This window comes from Staphylococcus ureilyticus (assembly GCF_002902235.1).
GTDB classification, from domain to species: Bacteria; Bacillota; Bacilli; order Staphylococcales; family Staphylococcaceae; genus Staphylococcus; species Staphylococcus ureilyticus.
Genome location: NZ_PPRL01000034.1, coordinates 1 through 12,335, shown reverse-complemented (window position 1 = coordinate 12,335; position 12,335 = coordinate 1). Strand labels below are relative to the sequence as shown.

Here is a 12,335-nt window from a genome sequence, read left to right as displayed (position 1 = left end):
TGATGAGATTAGACAAATATCTCAAAGTGTCAAGATTAGTAAAACGTCGCACTTTAGCTAAAGAGATCAGTGATCAAGGACGTATTACTGTAAACGGTGTAGTTGCTAAAGCAGGTACCGATGTAAAAGAATCGGATGAGCTTGTTATCCGATTTGGTCAAAAAGTTGTAACAATCAAAGTTACGGGATTGAGTGAACATGCAACAAAAGAAAATGCAAAGGGCATGTATGAACTCATTAAAGAAGAAAAAGTAAGTGAAATATAGGAACGGGAGGTGACAAGCAAATGAATAAAAAAGTTGAAAATATAGGCAATACGTATACTTCAGCAGAAAACAAAAAAAAGCAACACAAACAAATGAGGAAGCGTGTTGTTCGTAAACGTATCACTTTATTCGGTGGTCTTTTACTACTGATTATTATCATTTTATCCATCATGCTTGTCACTCAAAAACAAAGTAACAATGACGATGCAGTCGAGCGCCAACAAAAAGAACAAAAGTATCAAAAGCAACAAGATGAAGAATTAGCACTAAAAGAACAATTAAATAATCTAAATGATAAAGATTATATTGAAAAAGTTGCACGTGATGATTACTATCTAAGTAATGATGGGGAAGTTATTTTCAAATTGCCCGGAGAAAATAAATCTGACACTAAATCTAAGGCGCAAAATGATGATAAATAAGTGAATTTAATTTTTTGCATCATTATACCATTGTTAATTTATGCAAACAGGCATATAATAGGGTTAAAATCGAAACGAATCGGGAGGATTTATTTATAATATGTCAATCGAAGTAGGAAACAAGCTTAAAGGTAAAGTCACTGGAATCAAAAAGTTTGGCGCTTTCGTCGAACTTCCAGAAGGAAAGAGTGGCTTAGTTCACATAAGTGAAGTTGCAGATAACTACGTTGAAAACGTAGAAGATCACTTATCTGTTGGTGATGAAGTTGAAGTTAAAGTACTATCAATTGCTGATGATGGAAAAATTAGTTTGTCAATCAAAAAAGCAAAAGATCGTCCGCGTAGACCTCAAAACAAGCCAAATCATAAACAAACTCAACCTAAAGGTGAGGACTTTGAAAAGAAATTAACAAACTTCTTAAAAGATAGTGAAGATAAATTGACTTCTATTAAGCGTCAAACGGAATCTAGACGTGGTGGAAAAGGCGCTAGACGCTAAAATATATAAAATAAGACTGTTCCAAAGAGAACTTAAATTAATTGCTCAAATACAACATTTAATATCATTTTAACGACGTGTGACTTTGACAATAAATGACTGTTTTCTTACTTAAGGAAACAGTCTATTTTTTGTTGTTCACAGACATTACAAGGTGCATGTAAAAATTTTTCGTATTGTGACATAGGAGGTAAGCTATGATAAAAGTTAATGCTGATGGTTGGAAAAAAGAACAACACATTGTGTTAGCCGTTTCAACCGGGATTGATAGCATGGTATTATTACACAACTTAATTCATCCATTATCCCAATCGTATAGAAAATTAACTTGCTTACATGTGAATCATAATATTCGTGATATTGCACAAGAAGAAGAAACATTTATAAGAAAATATTGTGAGTTTTATCAGATTCCATTGTTCGTGCATCATTTAGATTTATCAGAAGTTATTGAACAGGGGAATAGCATTGAAAATATTGCGAGAAATGAACGATATCAGTGGTTTGATACTATGATGGTGGAGTTGGATGCAGACGTTTTATTAACCGCTCACCATCAAGACGATCAAATTGAAACTATCTTTTATCGATTGATGACTGGTCGTTCAACTCGAAGTAGTTTAGGTATGTCATATCTGACTTCACGAAGTGCCTATATGTTGTGTAAACCATTGTTAGAAACAACTAAAGCAGACATTCGAAACTATCAGCAAAGTTATGAAGTACCTTATTATGAAGACGAGACCAATGCTGAAAATCTTTATGTTAGAAACGATATTCGTAATCGTATTTTACCTGCTATTGACGACAACCGACATTTATCGACAAAACAGCTACTAAAATTGAAAGATTGGCATGATATACAACTGCAAGAATTACATGACCATGCGTTACATTTTATAGAAACTCATGTTCACGAAAATGCTGATAAAGATGAAATAGTCATTCCAAGAGTTGCATTTTCAAATTTGAATCATAATATTAAAATCATAATATTAGATAAAATATTTTCAAAATTACAGATAACAGCACCAATGACTGAAAAAATGTATGAATCTTGGTTTCAGCAACTCGAAAGCAAAGTTACGCAATGCACAATATATACAACGGATAAATGGAATATTTATATCGCTTATGATAAATTTATAATAATGGCAAATTATGATAAATTTCTTATGCCAACTAAAATTTTGCAGCCAGGTTTATATCATTATGGTCATTATAGTATAAGCATAACAGATGATTTTCCGGAAGATGGTTATCCGTTAGTTATTAGAACTAGAAATAATGGTGATAAATTCAAACTAAATGGGATAAAAGGACACAAAAAAGTAAGTCGATTACTGATTGATCATAAAGTGATACAAACTGAACGCAACCAATTACCAATTTTAGTTAATGCAGATGAAGCAATTATTGCTGTAGGTACGTTATATTTAAATAATGAATATAAAGATACTATTTTCATACGAAATACGGGAGAGGAATGAAATTATGCGAGATGATTTAAAGGAAATATTAATAGATGAAGAAGAAATAGAACAAATTTGTAAAGACTTGGGTGCAAAGATTACTGAAGCATATGCAGGTAAACCACTTGTTTGTATAGGAATTTTGAAAGGTTCAGTAATGTTTATGACAGACCTTATTAAACATATTGGAACGCATTTAGCTATCGATTTTATGGATGTTTCTAGTTATCATGGCGGTACTGAATCAACAGGAGAAGTACAAATACTTAAAGACTTAAGCGCTTCAATAGAAGGAAAAGACATTTTGATTATTGAAGATATTTTAGAAACTGGGACAACATTAAAATCAATAACTGAATTATTGGAATCAAGAAAAGTCAATTCACTAGAAATTGTGACATTGTTAGACAAACCGAATCGCCGTAAAGCAGATATCGAAGCAAAATATGTAGGTAAAAAAATTCCAGATGAATTCGTAGTTGGCTACGGATTAGATTATGCTGAAAATTATAGAAATTTACCATATATTGGAACGCTTAAACCAGAAATTTATTCAAAGTAAGCAGTACAATTTAATCGTATGAAATATTGTTATATACTGTAAAACGTAATCATATTAAATGAGTCGATATACATAATATATTGATAAAATACGCGAACATATACGTAAATCATTTAAGGGATTAATCATAAAGTATATGTAAAATGTTTGTATATCAAAAATATAAAAGTATAAAAACAACAAGAACTGTAACGTACATACAAAAGTAGAATTACTAGCCCAAAACTTGTGTGTTGTGTTACAATTTTTGTTAGTTTTATTATTGAAGTAGGAGGAAACGACGCATGCAGAAAGCCTTTCGTAACGTGCTAGTTATCGCAATCATTGGCGTTATTATATTTGGCTTGTTTTCGTGGCTAAATGGTAACGGAAATATGCCAAAACAGCTTACATATAACCAATTTGTTAAGCAATTAGATAAAGGTGAATTAAAATCCTTAGAAATTCAACCAGAACAAAATGTATATATGGTAAGCGGTAAAACTAAAAAAGATGAAGATTATTCTTCAACTATTTTATATAATAATGATAAAGAGCTTGAAAAAATAACAGATAAAGCACAAAGTCAAGATGGATTGAAATTTACAGTTAAAGAAGAAGAAAAGCAAAGCGTATTTGTAAGTATTTTAACGACGTTAATACCAGTTTTAATCATAGCCTTATTATTTATTTTCTTCCTTAGTCAAGCACAAGGCGGCGGCGGTGGCGGCGGTCGTATGATGAATTTTGGTAAATCCAAAGCGAAAATGTACGACAGTCAGAAAAAACGTGTACGCTTCTCAGACGTAGCTGGCGCAGATGAAGAAAAACAAGAATTAATAGAAATTGTTGACTTCTTAAAAGATAATAAACAATTTAAGCAAATGGGTTCTAGAATACCTAAAGGTGTTTTACTTGTAGGACCTCCAGGTACAGGTAAAACGTTATTAGCTCGTGCAGTAGCTGGTGAAGCTGGTACACCATTCTTCTCAATCAGTGGTTCAGACTTCGTTGAGATGTTTGTAGGTGTCGGTGCAAGCCGTGTACGTGACTTATTTGAAAATGCTAAGAAAAATGCACCTTGTATTATCTTTATTGACGAAATCGATGCAGTTGGTCGTCAACGTGGTGCAGGTGTTGGTGGCGGTCACGATGAACGTGAACAAACGCTAAACCAATTACTAGTTGAAATGGATGGTTTCGGTGAAAACGAAGGTATCATTATGATTGCTGCTACAAACCGTCCTGATATTTTAGACCCAGCATTATTACGTCCTGGTCGTTTTGATAGACAAATTCAAGTTGGACGTCCAGATGTAAAAGGACGTGAAGCAATTCTGCACGTTCATGCTCGAAATAAACCACTTGATGAAACAGTAGACTTAAAAGCAGTTTCTCAAAGAACACCTGGTTTCTCTGGTGCAGATTTAGAAAACTTGCTGAACGAAGCATCATTAGTTGCAGTACGTGAAGGCAAGAAGAAAATAGATATGCGTGATATTGAAGAAGCGACTGACCGTGTGATTGCTGGTCCTGCTAAAAAATCACGTGTCATTTCTGAAAAAGAACGTAATATTGTTGCACACCATGAAGCAGGTCATACTATTATTGGTATGGTGCTTGATGAAGCAGAGGTTGTCCATAAGGTTACTATCGTACCACGTGGTCAAGCCGGTGGTTATGCAATGATGTTACCAAAACAAGATCGCTTCTTAATGACTGAACCAGAATTACTTGATAAGATCTGTGGCTTGTTAGGTGGTCGAGTTTCTGAAGATATTAATTTCAACGCAGTATCAACAGGTGCTTCAAATGACTTTGAACGTGCAACACAAATCGCACGTCAAATGGTTACTGAATATGGTATGAGTAAGAAACTTGGTACTGTTCAATTCTCAAGTAGCAGCAATGGACAAGTATTCTTAGGTAAAGACATGCAAGGCGAACCAGAATATTCTGGTCAAATTGCGTATGAAATTGATAAAGAAGTTCAACGTATTATTAAAGAACAATACGAACGTTGTAAAGACATTCTTTTAGAACATAAATCACAATTACTTTTAATTGCTGAATCTTTATTAAAAGAAGAGACATTAGTTGCTGAACAAATTCGTTCATTATTCTATGATGGCGTATTGCCAGAAGTTGATTACGATGCAGCAGAAGTTGTAAGTGATCAAGAAAGTGAATTTAAAGAAGGTAAATATGGTAAATCATATGAAGATGTACGAAAAGAACAACTAGAAGTTGGTAAAAAACAACAAGAAGAAGACCAACAAGAGGAAAAAGATATCGATAAAGAAAGCAAAGAAAGTGAACATGACGATGACGACTCAGAAGAGACAGGTCATGAACAAGCACCAAATATCGATAAACCTAGCAACCCAAGTGATCCTAATGATCCAAGCAATAGAAATTAATAACTGAACAAAAAGCTTCTTTCTGCTATCATATTGATGTGGAAAGAAGCTTTTTTATTATTCATCAATCAATAAAATTACAAACAGATATGTAGCAATTTTTTGATTGAACACGTACAATAAATTGCATTGATAAAAAGTATTATAAAATTCTATATAGAAGTTAGAAGACAATTTAAACACTTACAATGAATAAAAGGAGAAATTAAAGAAATGACAAATGATTACATTGTTAAAGCATTGGCTTATGAAGGACAGATAAGAGCATATAGTGCATTAACTACAGAAAGTGTTCAAGAAGCACAAACAAGACACTATACTTGGCCGACAGCATCCGCAGCACTTGGCAGAACAATGACTGCAACGTTGATGATGGGTGCAATGTTAAAAGGCGATCAAAAACTGACAGTTACAGTTGATGGACAAGGGCCAATCGGAAAAATTATAGCTGATGCAGATGCCAGCGGTCATGTCAGAGGATACGTGACGCATCCACAAACGCACTTCCCTCTAAATAACGTAGGAAAATTAGATGTTAGTAGAGCTGTTGGAACAAATGGTGCATTAACTGTAGTAAAAGACGTTGGAATGAAAGATTATTTCTCTGGTTCAAGTGAACTAGTCTCTGGTGAATTAGGCGATGATTTTACTTACTACTTTGCAAAAAGTGAACAAGTACCCTCATCTGTAGGGTTAGGCGTACTAGTGAATCCTGATAACTCTATAAAAGCTGCAGGTGGTTTTATCATACAAGTGATGCCAGGTGCAGAAGAAAAAACAATCAATAAATTAGAAACAGCAATCAACAACATGACACCCGTTTCGAAATTAATTGATCAAGGTTTAACTCCAGAAGAAATATTATATGAAATACTTGGTGAAGATGAAGTTCAAATTTTAGAAGAAATGCCTGCAAGTTTTGAATGTAATTGCGGTCACGAAAAGTTTTTAAATGCAATTAAAGGACTAGGCCAAGCTGAAATCGAAAGTATGATTAATGAAGATCATGGTGCAGAAGCAGAATGCCATTTCTGTAGAAATAAATATCAATATACAGAAAATGAATTACAGGAATTATTAGAAAAGATGTAAAAAATCCTTTAAAATGAACTTTAAGTCACTATAAAGTATAAAAATATTGTAATTTTTAATCTTCTTAGTTGTATTCAAATCAAAATCTGATAAAATATAAAGTATATCCGATAGAAAAAGTAGGTTTTAAACTTTTTAATGAAAAGGAGCAATACTTATGACAAACAAACCAGTAAATAATGTCGTTGAAGTGATTGGCAATACGCCAGTAGTTAAGTTGAACAATGTGGTGGATGAAAATGCTGCAGATGTTTATGTGAAATTAGAATATCAAAATCCAGGTGGTTCTGTTAAAGACCGTATCGCGTTAGCAATGATTGAAGCGGCAGAGAAAGAAGGAAAAATCAAACCAGGAGATACAATTGTAGAACCTACGAGTGGTAATACAGGTATTGGTTTAGCTTTTGTATGTGCTGCGAAAGGTTATAAAGCAGTATTCACAATGCCAGAAACAATGAGTCAAGAACGTCGTAATTTATTAAAAGCTTATGGCGCAGAAGTTGTTTTAACACCAGGATCAGAAGCGATGAAAGGTGCAATTAAAAAAGCCAAAGAATTAAAAGAAGAATTTGGTTATTATGAACCACAACAATTTGAAAACCCTGCTAATCCACGTGTGCATGAATTGACAACTGGTCCAGAACTCGTTGAACAATTTGAAGGTAAAACCATTGATTCATTCTTAGCTGGTGTTGGCACTGGCGGTACATTAACTGGTGCAGGTAAAGTATTGAAAGAGAAATACCCTGACATTAATCTTGTAGCTATTGAACCTGAAGATTCTCCAGTATTAAGTGGTGGAGAACCAGGACCACATAAACTTCAAGGTTTAGGTGCAGGATTTGTACCAGATACTTTAGATACGAATATCTATGATGAAGTTATAAAAGTTGGTAATGAAACAGCGATGGATATGTCTCGTAAGGTTGCTAAAGAAGAAGGTATATTAGGTGGGATTTCTTCAGGTGCAGCAATTTATGCAGCTATAGAAAAAGCCAAATCTTTAGGTAAAGGTAAAACAGTAGTTACTGTATTACCAAGTAATGGTGAACGTTACCTTTCAACACCTCTATATTCATTTGAAGATTAAAAATATATTTATAAAACCGATTATGTGTAAGTATGATCAGTTTCAAATGTCGACAAGGTTTCTGACTTTGTCGACATTTTTTTATGACTTCTGTGAATGCTTTGTTTGTAGAGTTTTTAAAGTTAACTAAAGTGATTGAAAAAGTACAATACGAAATGATTAAAATGTCTGAATACCAGTTATTAATTACAAAATGTGGAAATGACTAAAATAAACCAGTTTAAATTTTCCGACGATATGAACGTTGCTTACTGAAAAATTTATAAATTAGCGTTATTATAGAATAGTGATTACTAAGCTAACGATGAGTCATTTCATAGTGAAAGGAAGAAAGTAACGATGGCACATACAAAAATTATGGGCATATTAAATGTAACACCTGATTCATTTTCTGATGGCGGTAAATATAATTCAGTAGAAAAGGCTGTCAAAAGAGCGCAAGAAATGATTGAAGAGGGTGTAGATATGATTGACGTAGGTGGTATATCAACACGTCCTGGTTATGAGGAAATAAGTGTTACTGAAGAATTACAGCGCGTGGTCCCTGTTGTAAAAGCACTTAGCCAATTAGATGTTCAATTGTCTATTGATACATATAGAAGTGAAGTAGCAGAAGCAGCAATGAAATTAGGTGCTACAATGATTAATGATCAGTGGGCTGGATTATATGATGAAAAAATCTTTGACGTTGTATCTAAATATGAAGGTGAGATTATATTGATGCACAATGGTGATGGTCATAGATCAATGCCTGTTGTGGATGAAATGCTTGTGCATTTATTGAAACAAGCTAATAAAGCAGAAATGGCAGGTATCCCACAAGAAAAAGTTTGGATAGATCCTGGCATTGGTTTTGCAAAAACAAGAGATGAAGAAAAAGAAGTAATGGCACGTTTGGATGAATTAGTAGCTACTGATTATCCTGTGCTACTAGCGACAAGTAGAAAAAGATTTATTAAAGAAATGATAGATCGAGACACGCAAGCAATTGAAAGAGATGAAGCAACTGCAGCTACTACTGCATACGGTATAATGAAAGGCGTTAAAGGTGTGAGGGTTCATAACGTTGCGCTCAATGTCCGTTTGGCTCAAAGCATGGATTATTTAAAGGAGAATGAGGATGAAAGACACAATATTTCTTAACGGTATGAAGTTTTATGGCTATCACGGTGCATTACCAGCCGAAAATGAAATTGGTCAAATATTCATTGTTGATTTGACTATGAAAGTCGATTTAAGCCTTGCAGGTGAAACAGATCAAGTAACTGATACAGTTCACTATGGTGAAGTTTATGCAGATGTGAAATCAATCATGGAAAGTGAACCAGTGAATTTATTAGAGTATCTAGCTGAACGTATTGCAAAACGTATAAATTCACACTATAATCGTGTAATGGAAACGCAAGTTAGAATCACTAAAGAAAATCCCCCTATACCAGGTCATTATGAAGGTGTAGGTGTAGAAATAGTGAGGGAGAATTTATAATGTCATATGCGTACTTAGGTTTGGGAAGTAACGTTGGAGATAGAAAAGCACAGCTCGATCAATCAATTCGTATTTTAAATGAAACAGAAGGTATCAATGTAACACAAACATCACCAATTTATGAAACTGAACCTGTTGGATATGTTGAGCAACCGCAATTTTTAAATCAATGTATTGAAATAGAAACATCACTGACACCTCATGATTTATTAAAGGCATGTTTAAGAACAGAACAACAGTTGCATAGAGTGAGAGATATAAGATGGGGTCCTAGAACATTAGATGTTGATATTTTATTATTTGAGGAACAAATCATAGATGAAGATGATTTGATCATACCGCATCCACGTATGTTAGAGCGTTCTTTTGTGCTCATACCATTAAATGATATTGCACCAGATTTTACTGAACCTCATACAAATAAAAAAATTAGAGATTTAGTAATGTTAGATAATTCAGTGAAACAATATAAAGGGTAAGGAAACAAATGTGTGTAAATTTCATGATGAAGCGGAATAGCAAAGCGCTATACTTGAATGCGTATACTTTCAGTTTTATTATATAAAAACTGTAAAATTCATGTTGTTTCTTCAATCATATTGACAGGATAGTAACTTACCAAATAATAAACGAGTAACAATACCTTTCGTATTATCGTTAACTCTAATAAAATATTTAAGTAGATGTAAAAGGGAATACAATAGCATTATTTTATCTACAATTGATTAATAATACTGATATAACATTTTAAAGTTTAAATTACTTTATTACATTCATGACCTCTAGTAAAATTAAAAGTTGAAAAATTGGTACTAAGCACATCAGCAAATACCATCTTTGTATTTAAAAGATGGGGTGGTCATGGTAAAGTTAGAAATGATTGGAACAAATCAAAATACGGTAATCATCAATGATAGATATTCCTCGAATTCTAACAAAAAGGTTAATGCTAAAATTAAAATTGGATAAGAAGTATAAAGGAGAGAAAGTTATGTCAGAAGAAATGAACGACCAAATGCAGGTGCGTCGTCAAAAAATGCAAGAACTATACGATTTAGGTATCGATCCATTCGGCGGAAAATTTGTACGAACTTCAATGGCTACACCATTGCATGATGATTGGGATCAATTTTCCAAAGAAGAATTACAAGAAAAAGAAGCAGAAAGTCATGTTAGCATTGCAGGACGTCTAATGACGAAACGTGGTAAAGGTAAAGCAGGTTTTGCACACGTACAAGATTTATCAGGCCAAATTCAAATTTATGTGAGAAAAGACCAAGTTGGAGAAGAACAATTTGAACTATGGAAATCAGCAGACCTAGGAGATATCGTAGGTATTGAAGGTGTTATGTTTAAAACAAACACAGGTGAATTGTCGGTCAAAGCAAAATCATTCACGCTCCTAACAAAAGCATTACGACCATTACCAGATAAATTTCATGGTTTACAAGATATTGAACAACGCTATCGTCAACGTTATTTAGATTTAATAACAAACCAAGATAGTACGCAAACTTTTATTAATAGAAGTAAAATCTTACAAGAAATGCGTAATTACTTAAACAATCAAGGATTCTTAGAAGTAGAAACTCCAATGATGCACCAAATTGCTGGTGGAGCGGCAGCGAGACCGTTTGTAACACATCACAATGCTTTGGATGCTACATTATATATGAGAATAGCAATAGAATTACACTTGAAACGATTAATTGTTGGTGGCTTAGAAAAAGTATATGAAATTGGTCGCGTGTTTAGAAATGAAGGCGTATCTACACGTCATAATCCAGAGTTCACAATGATCGAACTCTACGAAGCATATGCAAACTATCACGATATTATGGACTTAACAGAAGATATGATTAGACATATATCTAATAAAGTACTTGGTACTGCAAAAATTAATTATGGTGAAGAAGTTATTGACTTAGAATCAAACTGGAAACGAGTTCATATGGCAGATGCTGTCAAAGAAGCTACAGGCGTTGATTTCTTTAATGTTCAAAATGATGAAGAGGCAAAAACACTGGCTAAAGCGCATGGTGTTGAAATTACTGAAAATATGAAATACGGTCATATTTTAAACGAATTCTTTGAACAAAAAGTTGAAGAAACATTAATACAACCTACTTTTGTATATGGACACCCAATTGAAATATCACCATTAGCAAAGAAAAATCCAGAAGACCCTAGATTTACGGATCGCTTTGAATTATTTATTGTAGGCAGAGAACATGGTAATGCATTTACAGAATTAAATGATCCGATAGATCAAAGAGAAAGATTTGAAGCACAATTAGTTGAAAAAGAGCAAGGCAATGACGAAGCGCATGAAATGGATGAAGATTTCATTGAAGCATTAGAATATGGTATGCCTCCAACAGGTGGTCTAGGTATAGGTATTGATAGACTTGTCATGCTACTTACTGATTCAGCTTCAATTAGAGACGTATTACTTTTCCCATATATGAGACAAAAGTAATATAGCTCAACTTAATAATTAAGGATTAAATATTGTGGCTTACAAATAAAAGCCGGGATGTTTAATCCTTTTTATTTACAAATATAAACTATGCAAGAAACAAGGAAATACAAAAGGCTTAGAATTAAAATAGAAAATAATAAAAGTAATAAGATACAATTATGCATATTTATGCTATTTAAATATAAAAATATACTAAAAAAGGTATGGTAAACCTCGATTTCTTATGGTAAGATAATTCAAGTCGAGTTAAGTAAACGCAAATACATACGAAATAAATTTATGTTTAAATAAAAGTTACGAAAACTATTGACTTCAGCAAAAAAACATAGTATTATATAAAAGTCGTCGAAAACGAGCATTTACATATTAAATACTAAGTAAAGAACTTGTGAAATTCTTTAAGATAGTGTAAAATTAACTATTGTAATTGAATAACAAACAATGTATCATACATTGAGTAAGTTATTTTGTCTGGTGACTATAGCAAGGAGGTCACACCTGTTCCCATGCCGAACACAGAAGTTAAGCTCCTTAGCGCCGATGGTAGTCGGACTTACGTTCCGCA

12 protein-coding genes and 1 rRNA gene are annotated in these 12,335 nt (G+C 33.3%); all 13 read left to right on the top strand.

Annotated features, from left to right (window positions below):
* Positions 1-2 precede the first annotated feature (2 nt).
* Positions 3-266: an RNA-binding S4 domain-containing protein gene (locus CD150_RS03865; RefSeq protein ID WP_046206575.1), complete on the top strand. Its 264-nt coding sequence runs from the start codon at positions 3-5 to the stop codon at positions 264-266.
* 20 nt (positions 267-286) lie between these two features.
* Positions 287-688, top strand: coding sequence for an FtsB family cell division protein (locus CD150_RS03860; RefSeq protein ID WP_046206550.1), 402 nt, complete (start codon positions 287-289; stop codon positions 686-688).
* Between the two features lie 100 nt (positions 689-788).
* Positions 789-1,187, top strand: coding sequence for a S1 domain-containing RNA-binding protein (locus tag CD150_RS03855; RefSeq protein ID WP_046206549.1), 399 nt, complete (start codon positions 789-791; stop codon positions 1,185-1,187).
* A 197-nt stretch (positions 1,188-1,384) separates the two neighbouring features.
* Entirely contained in the window at positions 1,385-2,677 is a 1,293-nt protein-coding gene (gene tilS / locus CD150_RS03850) for a tRNA lysidine(34) synthetase TilS (RefSeq protein ID WP_164987241.1), read from the top strand.
* A 4-nt stretch (positions 2,678-2,681) separates the two neighbouring features.
* On the top strand, positions 2,682-3,221 hold the full coding sequence (hpt, locus tag CD150_RS03845; RefSeq protein ID WP_046206548.1) for a hypoxanthine phosphoribosyltransferase: 540 nt from the start codon (positions 2,682-2,684) through the stop codon (positions 3,219-3,221).
* Between the two features lie 284 nt (positions 3,222-3,505).
* Entirely contained in the window at positions 3,506-5,620 is a 2,115-nt protein-coding gene (ftsH, locus tag CD150_RS03840; RefSeq protein ID WP_073346312.1) for an ATP-dependent zinc metalloprotease FtsH, read from the top strand.
* A 213-nt stretch (positions 5,621-5,833) separates the two neighbouring features.
* Entirely contained in the window at positions 5,834-6,712 is an 879-nt protein-coding gene (hslO, locus tag CD150_RS03835; RefSeq protein ID WP_070039631.1) for an Hsp33 family molecular chaperone HslO, read from the top strand.
* A 157-nt stretch (positions 6,713-6,869) separates the two neighbouring features.
* Positions 6,870-7,802 carry a cysteine synthase A gene (gene cysK / locus CD150_RS03830; protein ID WP_046206545.1) on the top strand — a complete coding sequence of 311 codons (933 nt, stop codon included), beginning with the start codon at positions 6,870-6,872 and terminating at the stop codon, positions 7,800-7,802.
* A gap of 339 nt (positions 7,803-8,141) precedes the next feature.
* Complete coding sequence (gene folP, locus CD150_RS03825) at positions 8,142-8,945, top strand: dihydropteroate synthase (protein ID WP_070657446.1); 804 nt, start codon at positions 8,142-8,144, stop codon at positions 8,943-8,945.
* Complete coding sequence (folB, locus tag CD150_RS03820; protein ID WP_073346317.1) at positions 8,923-9,288, top strand: dihydroneopterin aldolase; 366 nt, start codon at positions 8,923-8,925, stop codon at positions 9,286-9,288. The genes folP and folB overlap by 23 nt, the downstream gene beginning before the upstream one ends.
* Positions 9,288-9,767, top strand: coding sequence for a 2-amino-4-hydroxy-6-hydroxymethyldihydropteridine diphosphokinase (gene folK / locus CD150_RS03815; protein WP_073346322.1), 480 nt, complete (start codon positions 9,288-9,290; stop codon positions 9,765-9,767). Before folB ends, folK begins: the two co-directional genes overlap by 1 nt.
* 512 nt (positions 9,768-10,279) lie before the next feature.
* The gene (gene lysS, locus CD150_RS03810; protein WP_064209957.1) at positions 10,280-11,767 is read left to right on the top strand and encodes a lysine--tRNA ligase; all 1,488 of its coding nucleotides are present in this window, start codon (positions 10,280-10,282) and stop codon (positions 11,765-11,767) included.
* A 473-nt stretch (positions 11,768-12,240) separates the two neighbouring features.
* Positions 12,241-12,335 (top strand): 5S ribosomal RNA (gene rrf / locus CD150_RS03805); the annotation flags it as partial.